This is a genomic window from Micromonospora sp. M61, from assembly GCF_018070245.1.
GTDB classification, from domain to species: Bacteria; Actinomycetota; Actinomycetes; order Mycobacteriales; family Micromonosporaceae; genus Micromonospora; species Micromonospora zamorensis.
Map to the genome: position 1 here is coordinate 184,392 of NZ_JAGPYA010000002.1, position 18,188 is coordinate 202,579.

The window sequence follows — 18,188 nt, forward strand, 5'->3', positions numbered from 1 at the left end:
GCGGCGACTACCCGGGGAAGTTGCGGGCTACACGCGGACTCCTCCGAACCCGCTGGTAATTGCGGAAGCAAAACTTCCGCAATCGCCGATAGCGTCCCTATCGACGACATCGACGAAGGGACACCTGATGAGCCTGCGAGGATTCGCCACACTCAACATCTGGGCCGACGACGTGGAGGCGGCAACCGCCTGGTACGCGAACTTCCTCGGGGTCGAGGCGTACTTCATGCGCCCGGGGCCCGACGGGCGCCCGGCCTACACCGAGTTCCGCATCGGCGACTACCAGGCCGAGTTGGGCATCATCGACCGCAGGTACGCGCCGTCCGGGGCCGCGACGGGGCCCGGCGGCGCGGTCATGCACTGGTGCGTCGACGACCTCGACGCCACCGTCGAGCGACTCCTGGCGCTGGGGGCCACGGAGTACCAACCGATCACTCCGCACGGCGACGAGGGGTTCATCACGGCAGCGGTGGTCGACCCGTTCGGCAACGTGCTGGGCGTCATGAGGAACCCGCATTACCTCGACGTCCTCGCGTCGCTGAAGGCAACCTGACGCGGTCGGCTTTCCCGACGCGGCGGCGGTGCCCGCCGCAGGGCCACCCGCTCAGTCCCACTCGTCCCGACCCGACGTCCGCCGCACCAGCGCTCCCGCCTCCTCGGTGTCCAACCCGCTGGCGATGAGCAGGTCCTGGCTGGCGGTGCGGAACTCACCCGCGGCGATCATTCCGGAGTAGCCCAACCGGTGGGTGTGCGGGCGGGTGGGATCCGCGGCAGCCTCTCCCTGTGCCTTTTCGACCAGCTCGACAGCGGTGATGATCTGCCGGCGCCCTTCCTGGGGGTCCGCCCGCTCGGGGGTGGTGGTGCGTCTCAGTGTCTGCACGCTGGTGGCCAGCAGGTCGATGGCCGCCGCGAACTCATCCGGTATCGGCTCATCGTCCCGGAGAGCCTTGGTGAGTCTCCTCGCGACGGCCCGACAGCCGTACAGGCTGCGTTCGAGATGGTGGATGGACCGGGTGTATTGGGCCAGAATCTTGCGTTGGCGCCACCGTAGTGGTGCCAGTCGCACCACTTCCTGGGCCGCCCCGAGCCCCTCGTCCAGCGCGGTCATCCGTGATCCAAGGATCCGCAGACCGGTCAGACTCTGCTCGGCGCTGACAAGGTCCCGACGACGCAGCGCCGCGGCCAGGTTGTGCAGGGCGGCGATGGTCGGGTCGAGGATCGGCTCGGCCAGCCGCTGCACCGTCCGCTGCGGGTGGATGGGCACCAACAGCAGGCCGACCGCCAGACCGATGAGCCCGCCGACTGCGGAGTCGACGAAGCGGGGAACGGACAGCTCACGAACGGGCGGTTCCAGGGTGGCGATGAGCACCGCGGTGCCGCCGGCCTGGGTGAGCAGGGATCCGCCGCCCTTGAGCAGCACGGCGACGATGATCGCCAGCACCACGACCAGACCGGTCTGCCAGGGCCCGATGCCGAACATCGACATGAGTGCGTCGCCGACAGCGAGGCCCAGGACCACCCCGACCAGCAGCTCGACGGTGCGCCGCAGGCGTGTGCCCATCGAGGCGGCCACGATGCCGACCGCGGTGGTGGGCGCGAGGACCGGGGAGGGGTTGTCCAGGAACTGGGCTCCCACGAACCAGGCGAGCGTCGCCGCGACGCCGGCCTGCACGGCGAGCAGCCCGAAGAGGCGGAACCGCCAGACGCGGGCCTTTACCGCGTGTCGTAGCCGCGCGCGCAGGCCGGCCACCGTCCGGTCGGTCCGGGACGCCTCACCCGATGCTGGGTCGGAGTGGGCTGCCGGCTCCTGATTCGCGGGCATTCGCGCCGCTTACCCGCCGAAGGCGAACCTATCCGGTGGTAGCGCAATATCGCGTGCGGTTGCCTCAGTGGGCGGGATTCGGCGTGTGCGGCAGTCGACCGAGTTGGCGCCAGTCGGTCTCCGCGACGTCGACGCCGTAGTGCTTGGCGGCGGCGAGGATGTTCTGGAAGGCCAGGTCCCGGTCCGCGTCGGTGACGCCCTGCACCTGGTCGAAGCGTGCGATGGCGTTACGGACGTGACCGGCGTCGGTCATGGGTTCCTTGCGCTCCTTGGGGAACGCGAAGACGGTCTCCGGCAGCTCGCGCTTGTCCTTGCTCGACAGGCCACCGTGCTTCTCGTGGGGTTTCCAGGTTGAGGTCATCACCCACCATTACCCACTCGTTGTCCGGCAGCACCTCCGCTCACCGGCGAGAAGCTCCCCGCTTCAAGGAAGGTTCAAGTAGCCGGGGGCCAGGCCCGTGTCGGCCTGGCCCCGCGGTCCGGTCGGTCAGCTACGCAGCGTCCACTGCTGGTTCGTGCCCCCGTTGCAGGACCAGAGGATGAGCTTCGTGCCGTTGGCGGTGGCGGCGCCGAAGGCGTCGAGGCAGAGCCCGGACTGGGCGTTCGTCACGGTGCCGTTGGTGTTGACGTTCCACTGCTGGTTGAGCCCGCCGTGGCAGTCCCAGATGATGACCGCCGTGCCGTTGGCCGTGCCGGCCCCGGAGGCGTCCAGGCACTTGTTGCCGTAGACGGTCAGCTGCTTGCTGGAGGTGTGGGTCCAGCGTTGGTTGGTGCCGGTGGAGCAGTCCCAGAGTTGCGTCTGGGTGCCGTTGGTGGTCGAGGCGTTGGGCACCTCGACACAGCGGCCGGACTGGCCACCCACGAGCTGTCCGTTGCCCGTACCGCTGCCCCCGCCCTGCTGCTGCCGGACAATGGATGTCGACTCGGTCGACCGGTTGCCCTGTGCGTCGACGACGTAGAGCCGGTACTCGCCCTGGGTGGCCGGCACGGCGATGGACGTGGCGGTGCCGGCTGCCCTGGTCATCGTCGCGCCGGCGGTGAAGGTGGTCGTGCCGGACGGGGCCAACCACACCGACCTGGTGGCGTCGCCGATGCTCCGGATCGGGATCGACGCCGTGGCGCTGGCGACGAACGTGCTGGCCGGCAGCACGTAGTTCGGTGCGGAGAAGGTGCTCGCCGGAATGATGTCCCGGTACGCGTCCTCAAGGCCGGAGCTCGCGGCGATGTTGTAGGCCGCCGCCGGCCAGACATAGTCGGAGGAGACGAGGATGTCGCCGATCGTGCTGTTCGGCAGACTCTTGTTCGAGACCTTGTTGATCGGGCCGTAGATCTGCGTGATGCTCAGATCGTGCTTACGCCCGAAGTCGTCTGAGTTGATCATCCAGGTGACGTTCTTGTCGATACTCAGCACGTTGTCGCGGAACGTGATGAACGCCGACCCCTCGTCCGGGTGCAGCCCATACTTGTGACCCGACGGGACGCCCTGGAGATAGTTGTTGGTGATGGTGGTTCCCGGCTGACTGCCCAATGTGTAGATCGGCGCCGTGTCACTCAGCCGCTGCACCGTGTCGATGATGTGGTTGTAGCTGATGGTGTTGTTTCTCGCCGTCGTGGTCGGTCGGTTCGGCACGATCGAGCCCGACGATCCGTCGAAGTTCCACCAGCCCCAGCCGAGCGTGATGCCGGACCATGGGGTCTTCTCGATCCGGTTGCGCTGGATGGTCAGGGTGTCGGCGAAATACGCCGAGATGGGGCTGTGCCCGTTGAACAGCACGGCACTGTCGTACAGATAGTTGTTCTTGATGTCGATGTTCTTCGGCAGCCCTTCGACCTGCGCGGAGTATTTCTCCCGGTTGGTCGAGGTGCCGTCTCCGATGTAGACGTGCTGCGGATGGCCCACGGTGATGGCGGACCCGGCGATGTCGTTCGTGTGGTTGCCGATCAACTGCGTGCCCTGCACGTCGTTGATCATGTTGATCCCGTCGGCGCCGGTGTGCTGGATCCGGTTGCGTTGCAGGAGGATCCCGTCCGCGTTCTGGATCTGGATGATGCCGGGCGTCACATCCACGTTCCGGTAGTGGTAGACGTGGAAGTTGCCCTTCGCGTACACCTGGGCACCGAGGTTGCCCTGCTGCGCCTGCTTGAACGACGCGCCGGCGACGTTGAACAGGTTCCAGTCGGAGTGCTGCACCGTCAGCCCGGAGAACGTGATGTTGCGCGCGTGGCTGCTGGTCGAGGTGCCGGCGACCCGCAGCAGGTTGGTGACGTTGTTCGGCGCGTAGACCGTCGCGGTCGACATGTTGTCGGCACTGGCCTTGTAGTAATAGACCGTCCGGGTGCCCTTGTCGAAGTAGAACTCACCGGGCGCGTCCAGGAACTCGTAGGCGTTCATGAGCTTGTGGGTGCCGCCCACCTGGGCGTTGCCGTTGAACGCGCCCTGGGCGATGGCAGCGCCCGGCTGCTGGAAGAGGGCCACCCGGTTCGCGCCGTCGGAACTCGTGGTCACCTGACGGACGCCCACGATGGCCGTGGTCCAGGTCGTGCCCGTCTCGATCTCGATGTCGTCCTGGTTGCGAGCGATGGCCGGGAAATCGTTCAGGCTGTATTTGGCGCCGTCGCACTGCGACCCCGACTCCCAGGCCCACGCGGCCTGGTTGGCCGTGATGTTGTACGTCCCGTAACAGCCCGCCGAGCTGATCGTCTTCGACGCCATGTACGCGCGCTTGTCGTTGACGTAGAGCGCCCGCAGCTTGTTGGAGCGGTCGAGCGGGGCCTTCCAGATGTTGCCGCTGTGCTGGGTCCACCCGGTCACCTGAACACCCCCGTCGAGAACCGGCTTCTCGTTGGGATAGGCGCCGTAGATGACCCGGTATCCGTTGGTGCCGGAGTCACCGGCACCGAATTCGACAGTGCTGCTGATCGGATAACTGCCACCGCGGAGATACACGTTGATGTCGCCGGTCATGCTCGCATTCACCGTACGGACGACGTCCCGTGCGCGTTCCAGACTCTTGAACGGCGATTGGATGGTCCCCGGATTGGTGTCATTTCCGTCCGGGGCGACATAGTAGGTCGCCTGGACTGCGGCCGAGGCCGGCATCTGTTGGGTGAGCACGGCCGGCAGCGTCGCGGCGACGAGCGCCGCGACCGCCAGCAGGGACGTTCGAGCGGTGGATGCGGTTGACTTCACGTGCTGTTCCTTTCCATTGCCGTCGACATGGACCTGCCTGCGTATCGAGCGACGAGTACGGAAACAGCGACGCCACTGAGGACCGGCGGGGACGTCTGTCGCCCGACCGCACTCTTTTGCCAATCGCTCCGAATTCTTCCCGCAAAGCGTAGGTCACACGTCTGACCATTGCAACCGGCAATTGGAAGCGGTCAATGCGCAAATGAGGTCGGATCGGGCAGAGCGCGCGTGCTGGCCAGCGCAGCTTCTGCCGCATCGTCCGACGAATCAGTGACGACGTGCCCGCCATCGCGCAGCCGGCGGGCGGGCACGTCAGAGCCGACCGGGGGCCGGGTCGACGATCGACCCGACCCCCGGTCGCCGGTCACCTGATGGAGAAGTCCGCCACGCGCAGCGCGGAGTCGAACACCAGGTACACGTCCTGCTTGCCGGCGGCCCCGGCCAACTCGGTGCTGATGCTGACGTACCGGTAGTCGTCGCCGGTGCTGGGCACGGTGGCCGTGCCGAGCAGTCGGCCGGTGGGCGATCCCAACCGGACCTCGACGGCGCCCGCTCCCGCACCGGCCCTGGCGACACGCGCGGTGAAGGTCCGCGCGCCGGGACGCAACGCCGAACCGTCGAAGGAGATCCACTGACCGGCGGCGGTGGCCCCGACGGCCGTACCCCGGACCTTCGTCTCGTCGACGAGCCGGACCCCGGCGTACCGGTCGAAGTTCTCCGCCCGGGTGGGCCGGGACAGGTCCCGGGCCGGGATCGTCTCACCGCGCACCCGCACCGCGGCCCGGGCCCGGATGTCCTGCGCGGACGCCCCGACCATCAGGTCGTAGGTGGACGACTCGACCACCCACCGGCTGCGGGTGACGTCCCAGTGCGCCAGGTCGGCGGCGGGCAGTCGGAGCGTCACGGTCCGGGTCTGCCCGGGCGCGAGTTGCACCCGCTGGAACGCCTTGAGCTGGCGGATCGGGGTCTTGTCCCGCGAGGTGCGCTGATGGGTGTAGAGCTGGACCACCTCGGCGCCGGCCCGGGCGCCGGCGTTGGTCACGTCGACGCTGACCGCGATCGTGTCGTCGGCCGCGACCGAGTGGGCACCGGTACGCAGCTGGCCGTACCGGAAACGGGTGTACGACAGCCCGTGGCCGAACGGGTAGAGCGGCTTCGCGCGGTTGTACAGGTAGGTCTGGCCGGACGAGATGATGTCGTACTCCAGCAGGTCCGGTGGCAGTTGTGAGTCCGAGCGGTACCAGGTCTGGGTGAGCCGGCCGGACGGGTTGCGGTCGCCGAAGAGGACGTCGGCGACGGCGTGCCCGGTCTCGGCGCCCGCGTGGGTGGTCCAGACGATGGCCGGAACGTGCTCCTGCTCCCAATTCAAGGTGACCGGGTAGCTGGTCTGAAGCACCAGCACCGTACGCGGATTGGCCTTGGTCACGGCCTTGACCAGCGCCTCCTGGCCGGCGCTCAGGGCCGTGGAGGTCCGGTCGTGCGCCTCGCGGCCGTTGATGAACGGGTTGCTGCCGACCACCAGCACGGCGGTGTCGGCCGCCTTGGCCGCCGCCACGGCACGGTCGATCCCGCTGCTGACCACCTCACGACTGAAGTGGGTCGCCTCCGTCGCGGTTGACGCGCCGAGCTTGAGGGCGCCGTCGTCGCCGACCGTCACGTACCGGTCGGGGCCGAACCAGCTCTCCTTCGTCTCGTAGCCGACGTAGCGCAGCGCCACCGTGCCGTCGGCCTGCGGCTCCAGCTTGAACTGCTGCTGGACGTACCAGCCGTTCGGCTGCTCGTCGCGGGTGAGGAACGGCCCCCAGTTGTAGCCGAGGTAGCGGCCGTTGGCGGCGTTGCGCAGGGTCACCACGTCCTGGCCCCAGTCCACCACGTCGAACTGGGCGGCGAGTTCGGCGCTGACACCGGTGGCGGCGACCGGGTCGGCGTCGGTGGTGCCGGTGGCCGTGACGTACCGGCCGGTCGCCGGGTCCTTCAGGGCGATCCGGTCCGCCCCGTCGAGCCCGCTCACACTGGCGGAATCACCCAGCCGCTCGCGGATGCCGTCGAGCGCAGTCACCTCGTACGGCAGATCGCCGCCGTACCAGTCGGAGTAGAGGGTGTCGGCCAGCGGCCCGAGCACTGCCACCTTGCGGGTCCGGGCGGGGTCCAGTGGAAGCGCCTGGCGCGTGTTCTTCAGCAGCACCATGGCCTCACCGGCGGCCTGGCGGGCGAGTCGTTGGTGTTCGGGGCTGTTGATGACGTCCGGGGTGATGCCCCCGAACCGGCCGCCGCCCGGGTCGAACTCACCCAGCCGGAACCGCACGTTCAGGGTCTCCCGGATCCGGGCGTCGATGTCTCCCTCGGTGAGCAGACCGGTGGCCAGCGCCTGCTTGATCGCGGTGACGGTCGGCTGCGCGTTGGTGTCGTCGGTGATGAAGCTGTTCAGGCCGGCCTTGACGATCGCGGCGTTGCCCTCGGGGAGGGTGGCGTAGTAGCCCTGGGAGCCGATGAGGTTGTTCGGCGCCCAGGCGTCCGTGACGTTGAGCAAGGGCTGGTCGGTCCACCCGCGGACGACGGTGGCCAGGTCTGGATCCACTGTGGCCGGACGACCGTTGACCAGGTTGTACGACGCCATCACCCCGGTGGCCGCGTCGGCGGCGATGGCCGGTTTGAAGGCGGCGCGGTCGTACTCGTTGAGCACCCTCGGGGGCACGTTCGACGAGGTCACGTCACGCCGGACCTCGTTGTTGTAGGCCAGGTAGTGCTTGAGGGTCGGCGCGCTCTTCAGGTGGTCCGGGTCCCCGCCGGTCATCCCCGAGCCGTACGCGGTGGAGATGGCAGCGGTGAGCATCGGGTCCTCGGAGTAGCCCTCCTCGTTGCGGCCCCACCGGGGGTCGCGCAGCAGGTTGACCACCGGTGCCCAGAGGTTGAGACCCCAGACCCGGGGGTTCTGCGCGTGGTAGCCGCGCGCCTCGTCGCCGACGGCGGAGCCGACCTGCCGGATCAGGTCGGTGTTCCAGGTGCTCGCCATGCCCACCGGTTGCGGGAAGACGGTGCCGCGAGCCTTGACGACCGCGCCGTTGTTGTCGATGTCGGTCGACCAGGCGACGCCGTGCAGGGCCTCGGTGCCGGTCTTGAACAGGCCGATTCCCAGCCGGGGGATGGCTGGCTGGTACTGGTGCAGCATCGAGATCTTCTCGTCCTGCGTGAGCCGCCCGAGCAGGTCGTCGACCCGGGCGCTCACGGGCAGATGCGGATCCCGGAACGGGTAGGTGGGTTCGGCGAGTGCGGTGCCGGGAACCGCCGGTAGGGCCAGAAGGGTGAGCGCGAGCACGGTGAAACCGCGCCGAAGGCGCCGGTTGCGCATGTGGATCTCCTCGTGTCGTTCGGCAGACGCCCAGCGGGGCGCCAAGACCGACGTGACCAGGCTCGACACCCGGCTGACGGGCCTGAACGACGGGTCGTCGAAGCGCTTCGACGATGTGGCCGCGTCATCACGGCCAGGATTGTGGTGATCCCCGCAACCATAGATGCGCGCCTATTGGCGAGGCAAGGTCGCCCGGCGGGAGGTTCAACGTCGGTTGGCCGACGAGTGGCCTGAGATCGGCGGCTGACCCGCACGCGTCAGCGCGGTTTCAGGGCCCTTTCCGGCTGCTCAATACGTTCGCGACATGACAATCAAACGTTCCACGCGTACGAGGCGCGGGACTGCTGTGGTGGCGATGATCGCAGTCACCGCGGCAGGTGTGCTGTTCGGCGAACCCGCGTCGGCCGATCCCGTCCCCGTCCCTGTCCCCATCCCTCAGGCGGCGCTCACCGATCGCGCCTTCGGCCAGGTTGCCGAGATCCACTTCCAGGGCGCCGATCGGATCAAGGCCGTCGTGCTGTCGGCCGAGTTCGTCCAGTGGCATCGGCTGCACCCGAACGCCACGGCCGGGAAGGCACAGACCCAACTCGCGGCGCGCAAGCAGCTGCTCGACAGCTCGCTGACCGCGTACGACGTGTTGGTGCCCGAGCAGGACCTGCTGCTCAGGTCCGTCGACATCCTGCTCGGCACGCCCGGCGGTGACACCCGGACCTCGCCGGAGATCACCGGGCTGGTCGGGGCCGTGATCGGAAAGACCGTCGAACCGTGGGACACCCGCGAGGAACTCGCCTCCGGCGCCCTGCGTACCGCCCAGTGGCTGCGCGGCCGTGACGACGCCCTCGCCGCCGTCTGGTCCGCGGTCCGACAGGCGGGGGCAGCCAACGCGCCGGTCGCCACCGCCTGGAACACAGTGCTCGGTGCGCCGGTCGGGGTGGACGTGACCAGCACCTACGAGGAGCTCACGCAGGATCCCGGTCTTTCGCACGTGGACCTCGACGCGATCCTGGCGCTGCGGGACGACCCGGTGACGTACGTCGCGGCGGCCAAGCAGCAGCTCGCCTCGCTGCACGCGCAGCTGCTCGGCCTGAGCTTGGAGATCCGTCTCGAGATCGGCGAGAACAACCGCAAGTGTCCGCCGGAGGGGCCGCCGAGCGCCGAGTGCACCGCGGCGGCCAGGAAGGCCGCCGAGGACCGGGACAAGGCACGGCAGCAGACGATCTCCGACGTCAAGGCCGGGGTGGGCATGGTGTCGACCATCATCGGGTTCGCCGACCCCGACGCCGGCAAGAAGTCCAAGGTGATCGGCGAGGCGGTCCTCACCACGATCAGCGCCATCTCCAAGTACGCGGCGGCAATCGCGGGCCGTGGCCTGGCGGGCTCGATCTTCAGCACCGCGACCTTGGCGATGACCGGCAACATCTTCGGCGCCGTGATGTCGATCGTCGGGCTCTTCGGCAGCAGCGGACCGTCGCTGGATGCGCAGATACTCGCCCAGGTCAAGGCACTGCGCGACGAGGTGCGGGCCCTCGGCGACGAGATGCGCGCCAGCTTCGCGCGGGTCGAGGCCCAGATCAACACGGTGTACGCGAACATGATGGCCCAGTTCGACAAACTGAACGCGGCGATCGCCGGCAACACCGCCCAGATCACCCTCGTCCAGCAGCAGGTCGCCCAGCTCGGCCTCCGCCTGGAGGACATCGCCGCCACCGTCCTGGCCGCGATCGGCGACGCCACCCTGCACGACGCCCGCGCCGACATCAACCAGTACATCGGCTACCTGGAGAACTTCGGCCAACCGATCCCCACGTACGGCGAGTTCGTCGGCCCGGAGAACGAGTTCCACCTGACCGCCACACAGTTGGCCAGCGGCAGCGCCTTCGTGGTGCCCAGGACCGACGCCGACAACCCGGCGCTCGACCCGACCACCGTCCTCAACAGCTTCGGCGAGGCCCGGTCGATCAACTACCTGGCTCGGGTGGCCAGCGGGCGTGACCCGTCGATGGTCGAACCGGCGACGCCGGTCGGCAACCCGACGGTGTGGAACCTCGGCGCGCAGGCGTACTCCATGTTGTTGCTGCAGAACCCGACGTACGCCGCCCAGGTCAGCACCAGCCGCGCGGCGCAGATCGAGGCGGAGGGCACCCGCATCGCGGATCTCGCGGCCAGCTTCGGTCGGCCGGTCGACGGCAACGCCAACGGCCTGATCAGGGGGCTGATCGACGAGTACGTCGCCGCCACCAACGAGCTGTCGACCGCGCTGGCCGCCCTCCGGACCAACGAGATCCAGGCCCGCTGGGAGCCCGACGCCAATGGCGTGCAGGTCAAGGTGCTCAAGAACTACGACCTGTTCTGGGACACGGACAAGCCGCTCGCCCCGGCACCGGCGAAGGCCGACGAGGCGATGGTGCCGGCGTGTGACGGCTCCCGGCAGATCGACCGACCCAGCAACGTCCGCTACGACCTGATGTCGAACATGGTGCAAACCCTCCAGTACGCGTACACGCCGCGCCTCGGCGAGCCGCCGGCGGGCGTACGGGAGTTGCCCGAGGTCGGCTACTGCTACACGCCGAGCTGGGTCCACACCCGGACGACGGACAACGGAGGCGTGATCCGCTCCTACGGCAAGCTGCGGTTGCAGATCCACAGCCGGTTCCGGCTGAACTCGTCCACGGCCTGGCAGAACTCACGGACCGCCGACTACACCTGGCCCGGCGAGCAGGTCTACCACGTCTACTGCGAGTTCTTCAGCTGCAACAACGAGACCACCCCCGAGCAGGCCCTGACCCAGAGGTGGCCGTCCGGCCGGTACACCTTCGCGAGCGCCGCCACGGCCGTGAACAACACGGCCCTGGACACCTCGCTCACACCGACCCTGCGCGGTTTCCTGCAAGCCCGACAGAAATCCCTCTACGACCGGGTACGCGAGCTGAGCACCCAGGTCAACGGGCCGGTGCCCACCGCGCTGAAGAAAATGAACACGTCCGCGCGGCTGCTCCAGGCGTACACCCGGTTGGGTCTGCCCAACGCCCTCGACTCGGACGACGTGTTGTCCGCGAACCTGTTCGGCCAGTACCAGATTCCGGTGAACATGCCGACGGACGCCAAGATCGGCAACGCCTACGCGAAGGCGGGCGGCAACTACGCGCTCTGCGGGCCCGCACCGTGCTCGCCCGACACCAGCCGCCCGCTGCGCGACCAGGTCAGCCTCAAGCTGCCCTGCGAGCCGGCTGTCGACTCGTCCAACCTGCCCGGTGACCCCCTCGGCGACTGTCTGATCACCAGCGCGCGGTCGCGTGCCAACGCGCTCACCCAACGGTACGAGACCTGGGCGGACCAGATGACCGCCGGGCTGCACCGCGAGCGGGTGCCGTGGCTGAATGACACCCTCACCGGTCTGCGCATCACCACACGCCTGACCCACGCCAACTGACACAGGCGTTGCCGGCGCCTCCGGGCGCCGGCAACGTGCCGTCCGCCGCTGGGCGAGGCCCCTCGTGCCGGGCTACGGGACGATGGGGAGCACGTCGTCGTCACGCCCGGACTGGGTGAGTCCCGAGGCTGCGGCAATGGCCTCGACGGCTTCCTCCAGCCCGGTGGTCTCCGGGAGGACAAGCTCCCCGGGCCAGCCCAGCACGTCGTGCGCGGCGTACCAGCCGCTCATCTGCTCGGCGGTGAAGTCATTGACCTGCGGGCGCGTGAGGTGCCGGCGCAGGGTCTCGGGCAGGGACACGTCGAGGTAGCAGAACAGCGACCGCCCCCGGTGACCATCGCGCAGATCCGTGAGCATGCTCCGGTAGCGGCTGGCGTGCAGGATGCCCTCCAACACCACGTGGTAGCCGTGATCGAGCGCGAACCGCACGGTCTGCCCGATCAGCGCCGGAGCGGCACCGCCGGGCCGGTCCCGCTCACGCAACACGATGCGACGCATGTAGTCCTGCTCGACCAGGGCACAGCCCCGGCCGTGCCGACGCCGCAGGTCCCTGGCGATGCTGGACTTGCCCGAGCCGGAGTTGCCTCGAACGCAGACCAGGATCGTGCCCAGGCTGCCGGTCGGGACGGATTCAGTGGCCACGGCGCCCCCGCAGTCAGTCGTTGTGTACGGCCAGATTGCTTGCGGTCTGCGTGACTCCTTCCTGCCGCAGCTCCAGGATGTGACGCTGGTCGTCGGTCTGCACGAACCGGACTTCCAGATCGAGTCCCGGGTGCAGGTAGCGACCGCCCGGCTCCGCCAGCAGGACGACCGGCTCCTGGGCGGCGGCGGAGAAGGTCAGGTGGCCGTCGCTGACCGCGATGTCGATCGGGTAGTCGTCGCGTAGGACGTAACGGCCCGCCACGTCACCAAGTGGTTCGGCGCTGACATCGGTGGCGTAGCGACGGTCGGCAGCGGCACGGATGCTCGCCAGCAACTCCCACCCATCCTCCGAATTGGTCATCGCCGCGACCGCGGTGCCGCTGTCGGGCCAGACGTAGGAGAAGCAGGTATAGCCGACGTTCTGCCCGGTGTGCCCGAACCGTCGGCAACCGGCCCGGTCGGCGAGCTCGGTGCCGAGCCCGTAGACGCCGCCGGGGATCTGCGGTGACCACATCTCGGTGGCCAGGTCGCGGCTGAGCAGCTTCGAGTCCCCCGAGGCCGCCCGGGCGATCTCCAGGTCGAGCCGAAGCAGGTCGGTCGGGGTGCTCCACAACCCAGCTGCCGCCGTCTCCGGCTGCACCCGCCAACCGCCGGGCACCCCGGCGCCGCCCCCATGATGGCCACGAGCCACCGGATGCTGTCGCTGGTGCGGAAACTGCTGGTCGAAGCTGCTGTCGGCCATAGCCACCGGTTCCAGCACCAACGATCGCATGAGGTCCTCGAACGGGGTCCCCGTCACGTCCACCATCAACTGCTGGAGCACCGAGTAGTGGCTGCCCGAGTACCGGAAACGGCTACCCGGCAGAAGGGTCGACCGAACCGGTGGGGTGGTCGTGGAGCCGCCGCCCTCCAGGACCTGCAACAGCGACGGGGCTTGATCCGCGGCGTAGCCGCGATACCAGGTGTCGGACAAACCGGCGGTGTGCGCCAGCAGTTGTCGTACCGTCACCCGGGTTCGCTGACCCGCGCGGTCGAGCAGTTGCCACGAGGTGAGGTACCCGCTGATGTCGGCATCCAGATCCAGCACACCGTCCTGAACCAGCAGCAACGCACCGAACGCGGCGACATGCTTACTGATCGAACAGGCCGCGAACGCGGTGCCCGCGGTCACCGGCGTCGACGCCTCACCACCCGTGACGCCGTAGCCGCTCGCCCACAGCCGCCCGCTCACGTGCCCGACGGCGATGCTGACCCCCGGCACCTGGTAGGTGCGCATCAGATCGGACAACGTCGCCGTGTCCGGCGAGAGCCGCCCGGAAGACACGTGCCGGTCAAGTTCGCCCAGCAACAGGGCCCATTCCTGCGACAGATCCACGTCCTCCACGGCATCGATTCTTGACCACCCGTGCTGCCCGATCAACGCCGCGCCGCCGGGTCCGTCCCCCTCATGCAGCACGGTGCGCCACCGGTTCAGGTGTGCAGAGTCCGGCCAGGGCTGTGGCCGACCAGGGCACAGCCCCGGCCGTGCCGGCGTCGTAGCTCGCGGGCGATGCTGCTCTTGACCGAGCCGGAGTTGCCCCGGACGCAGACGAGGATCGTGTCCGGGCTGCCGGTGGGTTCAGCGAACACGATGCCTCGTCGGCTTCAGTCGTTGCGGACTGTGAAGCCGAGGGCGGCGACGGTCAGCTGGGTGAGGTCAGGAAGTTGATCCTCGCCGAGGGTGACGCCGCGCAGGTTGTCCAGCGGCGTCTTGAGGCCCTGGAGCCGGCTGCCACGCAGGTCGGTGCCGTCGAGGTGGCAGGACTCCAATTCCAGTCCGGCGAGGTCACACGACCGCAGCGCGATGCGAGGTAGCCGGCAGGAAGACCACCCGCCGTTGGTGAAAGTGCAGTCGGTGAACGCGACCGAGCCGGCGGCGGTGACGCGATGGAAGGTGGCGTAGTCGAAGCGGCACCCGTCGAACAGGACGTCCTTGAGGCGTACGTCGGTGAGTCTGGCGCCGGTAAATCGGGAGCCGGTGATGGCACAGCGTTCGATGGTGATGCCGGTCAGGGTCGCGCCGGAGAAGTCGCTGCGGGTGATCTCACAGCCGTAGAGGCCGCCCGCTTCCCAGGTGCTCTCGCTCAGGTCCACGCCGGTGATCAGGCTACTGCGGATACTGGCGTCCTCAAGTTGGGCCCCGCGCCACGCTGCGCCCTCGACGAGGGCCTCGGTGAGGCCGCCGGCCAGGTCCGTCGTAGTGTCGAGGTCGTCCGGTTCGAGGTCCGGCAGCAGAACCTTCACGTCGCCGATCGTGGTGGTGCGCATGTGTCCTCAACCTGTATGGGCACGGGGTAGGCACGCCACCCCGCGCGTCACGTAGGTCGACGCACCATCCCCCGCGCTGCTGCTCGGGCGAGGTCATCCACTGGGCTCGGGGCGCCGGGACTGGTTGGACGTTCCACCCAGCGACCCACGTACACGAAAAAGGCCCCGACCGGTGTGGACCACCAGGTCAGAGCCTTGATCGTTGGTGCGCCGCCAGGGACTCGAACCCCGAACCCGCGGATTAAGAGTCCGCTGCTCTGCCAGTTGAGCTAGCGGCGCTCGCCGGCAACGGGACGAGACGGTAGCACGCCCCGGACGCCGCCCCGAACGAGCAGGGGTCCGCCTTACCGCAGCGTCAGGGTGACCTGCCCGGTCGCGACACCGGACGGGTCCACCACCAGGGAGTACGTGCCGGTGGCCGGCAGCACTGTCGGCGCGATGTCGCCGGCCCCGTTGACCACGCAGCCGCTGGTGATGGGGCTGCCATCGGGGGCGCGCAGCTCCAGCACGCCGCACTGGTCGGGTAGGTCGGAGGCGGTCGCGGTCAGCCTCACCGACGTGCCGGCGTTGGCGGTGAACCGGTAGGTGGTGACCGCGCCGGGTTGGTCGACGGTGGCGACGACCTGCGGCCCGCCGACGGTGATCGTCGCCGCCCGGTCGCGGCTGCTGACGAGCCGCAGTGTGGTCGCGCCGGTGCCGCGTCCGCTGGGGTCGACCACCACGGTGTACGTCCCGTCGGCGGGCAGCAGTGTGCCGTCGATCTCGCCGACGCCGTTGATCACGCAGCCGCTGTGCAGCAGCCGGCCGTCGGTGTCGCGCAGTTCCAGTGGGGAGCACTGGTCGGTCAGTGTGCTCGTGGGCACCTCGACGAAGACGCGCTCACCCTGCCGCCCGGTGAACCGGTACCGGGCCCGCGCGCCGGGCTGTTCCAGTGTCGCGATGACCGTCGGGCCGTTCGCTTGCAGCGTGCCGTCGACGTCCCGAGCCGCGTACACCAGGATGGCGGCTCGTCCGGTGTCGCCGGGGGCGGCGGTGACCCGCACGGCGTAGTTGCCGGTGGCGGTGAGGTCGACGCGGTCGATGTAGCCGACGCCGTTGATGGCGCAGCCGCTCGCGATCTCCCGGCCGGTCGGGTCGGTGAGCGTGTACGGCGAGCAGCGGTTGCCGATCCCGGGCGCGGTGGCGTCGACGAAGATGACGTCTCCGGCCCGGCCGGGGAATGTCAGCGGCGCCCCGCCGGGGGTCAGGCTGGCGGTCGCCACGGGTACGGCGGTGATCGGCGTGGCGGCGGGCGGGGCGACCCGCTCGGTGGTGGCGCCAGCCACCGCGAACTCGGGGCGGCCGCTGACCGCGACGTCGAAGACGCACTCGGCGAGCTGGGCGGGGGCGGTGACGCCGGCCCACCGGCAGATCTGCTCGGCTGTGGCGCGGCGGGCCGGGTCGAGGTCGCCGACGGTGACCTCCCGTTCGGGGAAGGCGCGGTCGGTGAACGTGCCGGTGTCCTGCCCGTCGTCGTAGTGCAGCAGCGAGCGGTCCGGGGTGATCCGCCAACTGTCCGCGTACGTCGGGTAGAGCTGCGCGAACGGCACCGGCTGGGTGAGCGCGGTCCCGGAGGAGGGGGCGATGTCATCGGTCGGGTCGCCGTCGAAGTCGCCGAGCAGGCCGCGTACCTTCCCGGCCCGGCCGTCGGCGAGCTTGACCAGCACCCGGTAGCCGTAGTGGCCGATCTGGTCCACCGCAGCCGCCGAGCCGTCCGGCCAGGTCACGTCGTACCCGTCGGTGGGTGCGGTGTCGGAGGGGCGGCGGGTGAGGGTGCCGCCGCCGGGCAGGTCGGTGCGTTCCGGCGGCGCGGCCAGTGGCGCGCCGTCGACGTGGACCCGGGTGCCGCCGTTGGTGAGCGTGAGCGCGACCCGGTGGGCGCCGGTCCGGAACGCGACCGCCGAGTTGACCGAGGCGGTCCGGGTGCCGGCCATCGGCGCCTGCCGGACCTGCACCTCCAGCGGGTCGTTGCCGGTGGCGGTGACCAGCGTGAACTCGCCCACGGCCTGGAAGTCGTAGGCGACCCGGTCGAATGTGACCAGGTGCGGGTCGCCGTTGCTGCCGCCGCAGTTCGCGCCCTCCTCGCAGAGCTTCACCGGACCCTTCTGCGGGGGCGTCTTCTTCGCCGGTTTCTTGCACTCGTCGAGGTTCTTTGGCAGCGGCTTCCCGTCGTACTCGGTGCGCGGCGGCAGGCCCTTCGCCGTCCGATAACGGTTCTCCGCGAGAGTCGCCTTCACCTCGGCGGTACGGATGCCGGTGCCGCCGCAGTCGCCCTGCGGAACCTTGCTCTGGGAGATGTCGTCGGCGTGGTTCAGCTCGTGGTAGAGCGCGGCGCAGGGGTCCCGGGACACGCCGTCGCCGTACGGGTCGACGGAGGTCGGATTCCAGGTGACCGTCGAGGAACCCTTCCCGTCGGGGCTGTCCGGGGTCTCGAACGCGCCCGAGCCACCGGGGGTCGGAATGATCCGCACCCGGGGGGACTTCTTGTCCCGCAGCCGCGGCAGCACGCCGGACGGGTCCCCGCCGGGCGCGGCGAACCCCTTCAGGCAGTTGTCGACCGCGCCCTGGAAGTCGACGCCGCTGACCGGCACGCCACCGGTCGGGTCCACCGCGTAGTCGGCCCGGGCCGGTCGGGAGCCGCCGACGACCAGCGCGCCGACGGACACCAGCAGCAGGGCCACCGCGGCGGCGGTCGGCCGGCGGCGACGTGCCCGCAGCAGGACCACCAGCGCGACACCGAACAGCGCCAGCAGCAGCCCTCCGCCGGCAAGCCACAGCCAGCGCTGGCCGGTCACGCCACCGCCGTCGCCAACGGTGAAGGTGGTGGTCCGCAGTGTGGTCCCGCCCGCGCAGAGGCTGGTCGCGCCGGTCACCGGCAGTGGCAGGTAGCCGGCCGTCACCTCGTACCGGCCGGGCGCGCCGACCGGCCAGAGCGTGTCCAGGCCACCGCCGTCCGGGGTGGCGGCCACCGAGCGGAGCACCACCGCGTCGGGCGTGTCACCGTCATGCAGGCGTACGCCGGTCAGGCTCACCGTCGTGGTCGCACCAGGCTCCACGGTGGTGAGGCCGGCGGTGGCGGCAGCACCGATGCCGTCGTCGTGGAAGCTGCGGGCCAGCGTCGGCGTCAGGTCGCGTCCGTCGAGGCGTACCCCGGTCACCTGAACCGTGCCGACGGCGCTGGTCGGCAGCGCGCACGCCGCGTCGGTGGTGTTCGTGACCGCGAGGTCGAGGCGGACCTGGTCGCCGGCCCGGTAGTCGGCCTGGCCGGGCCGCAGGGCCAGGCCGAGGCCGCCGTCGGCGGGCGCCGCGGCGGCGCTCACCGCGCCGACCGTCAGGGCGGTCAGCAGTACGGGAAACGTGGCCGCGAGTCGCACCGTCCACCTCATGGTGCGGACTGTAGGGGCGCGAC

10 protein-coding genes, 1 tRNA gene and 1 pseudogene are annotated in these 18,188 nt (G+C 69.5%); 2 read left to right on the forward strand and 10 right to left on the reverse strand.

Going from position 1 to position 18,188, the window contains the following annotated elements; all coding sequences use genetic code 11:
* Positions 1-127: 127 nt before the first annotated feature.
* The gene (locus tag KBX34_RS02050; protein ID WP_210922930.1) at positions 128-553 is read left to right on the forward strand and encodes a VOC family protein; all 426 of its coding nucleotides are present in this window, start codon (positions 128-130) and stop codon (positions 551-553) included.
* Between the two features lie 51 nt (positions 554-604).
* Here the strand turns inward: KBX34_RS02050 and KBX34_RS02055 are convergent, their stop codons facing one another.
* From KBX34_RS02055 to KBX34_RS02070, 4 genes are all read right to left on the reverse strand, one after another.
* A complete protein-coding gene (locus KBX34_RS02055; protein WP_210922932.1) occupies positions 605-1,822 on the reverse strand; it encodes an aromatic acid exporter family protein in 1,218 nt (405 codons plus the stop codon).
* A 64-nt stretch (positions 1,823-1,886) separates the two neighbouring features.
* Entirely contained in the window at positions 1,887-2,183 is a 297-nt protein-coding gene (locus tag KBX34_RS02060) for a DUF6582 domain-containing protein (protein WP_088946488.1), read from the reverse strand.
* Positions 2,184-2,309: 126 nt separating this feature from the next.
* The gene (locus KBX34_RS02065) at positions 2,310-5,012 is read right to left on the reverse strand and encodes an RICIN domain-containing protein (protein ID WP_210922934.1); all 2,703 of its coding nucleotides are present in this window, start codon (positions 5,010-5,012) and stop codon (positions 2,310-2,312) included.
* A gap of 364 nt (positions 5,013-5,376) precedes the next feature.
* Entirely contained in the window at positions 5,377-8,361 is a 2,985-nt protein-coding gene (locus KBX34_RS02070) for a glycoside hydrolase family 3 protein (RefSeq protein WP_210922935.1), read from the reverse strand.
* A 355-nt stretch (positions 8,362-8,716) separates the two neighbouring features.
* Between KBX34_RS02070 and KBX34_RS02075 the strand changes: the two genes are divergently transcribed.
* A complete protein-coding gene (locus KBX34_RS02075) occupies positions 8,717-11,791 on the forward strand; it encodes an efflux RND transporter permease subunit (protein WP_210922938.1) in 3,075 nt (1,024 codons plus the stop codon).
* Between the two features lie 72 nt (positions 11,792-11,863).
* Here KBX34_RS02075 and KBX34_RS02080 read toward each other — a convergent pair whose 3' ends face one another.
* The 6 genes and pseudogenes from KBX34_RS02080 to KBX34_RS02105 all read right to left on the reverse strand — a co-directional run bounded on the left by KBX34_RS02080 (position 11,864) and on the right by KBX34_RS02105 (position 18,165).
* A complete protein-coding gene (locus KBX34_RS02080; RefSeq protein WP_210922940.1) occupies positions 11,864-12,433 on the reverse strand; it encodes a kinase in 570 nt (189 codons plus the stop codon).
* Positions 12,434-12,446: 13 nt separating this feature from the next.
* Positions 12,447-13,817, reverse strand: coding sequence for a serine hydrolase domain-containing protein (locus KBX34_RS02085; protein ID WP_307871308.1), 1,371 nt, complete (start codon positions 13,815-13,817; stop codon positions 12,447-12,449).
* Between the two features lie 36 nt (positions 13,818-13,853).
* A pseudogene (locus KBX34_RS02090) lies at positions 13,854-14,062 on the reverse strand (hypothetical protein); the annotation flags it as partial.
* Positions 14,063-14,077: 15 nt separating this feature from the next.
* Entirely contained in the window at positions 14,078-14,740 is a 663-nt protein-coding gene (locus tag KBX34_RS02095; RefSeq protein WP_210922942.1) for a pentapeptide repeat-containing protein, read from the reverse strand.
* A 203-nt stretch (positions 14,741-14,943) separates the two neighbouring features.
* Positions 14,944-15,019: transfer RNA gene (locus tag KBX34_RS02100), tRNA-Lys, on the reverse strand.
* A gap of 65 nt (positions 15,020-15,084) precedes the next feature.
* Complete coding sequence (locus KBX34_RS02105; RefSeq protein WP_210922944.1) at positions 15,085-18,165, reverse strand: VWD domain-containing protein; 3,081 nt, start codon at positions 18,163-18,165, stop codon at positions 15,085-15,087.
* Positions 18,166-18,188 lie beyond the last annotated feature (23 nt).

Bases quoted from the DNA above. Each gene is read 5' to 3' on its own strand.
- KBX34_RS02095 (WP_210922942.1), bottom strand. From the start codon at position 14,740: ATGCGCACCACCACGATCGGCGACGTGAAGGTTCTGCTGCCGGACCTC.
- KBX34_RS02050 (WP_210922930.1), top strand. From the start codon at position 128: ATGAGCCTGCGAGGATTCGCCACACTCAACATCTGGGCCGACGACGTG.
- KBX34_RS02075 (WP_210922938.1), top strand. From the start codon at position 8,717: ATGATCGCAGTCACCGCGGCAGGTGTGCTGTTCGGCGAACCCGCGTCG.
- KBX34_RS02070 (WP_210922935.1), bottom strand. From the start codon at position 8,361: ATGCGCAACCGGCGCCTTCGGCGCGGTTTCACCGTGCTCGCGCTCACC.
- KBX34_RS02105 (WP_210922944.1), bottom strand. From the start codon at position 18,165: ATGAGGTGGACGGTGCGACTCGCGGCCACGTTTCCCGTACTGCTGACC.
- KBX34_RS02055 (WP_210922932.1), bottom strand. From the start codon at position 1,822: ATGCCCGCGAATCAGGAGCCGGCAGCCCACTCCGACCCAGCATCGGGT.
- KBX34_RS02060 (WP_088946488.1), bottom strand. From the start codon at position 2,183: ATGACCTCAACCTGGAAACCCCACGAGAAGCACGGTGGCCTGTCGAGC.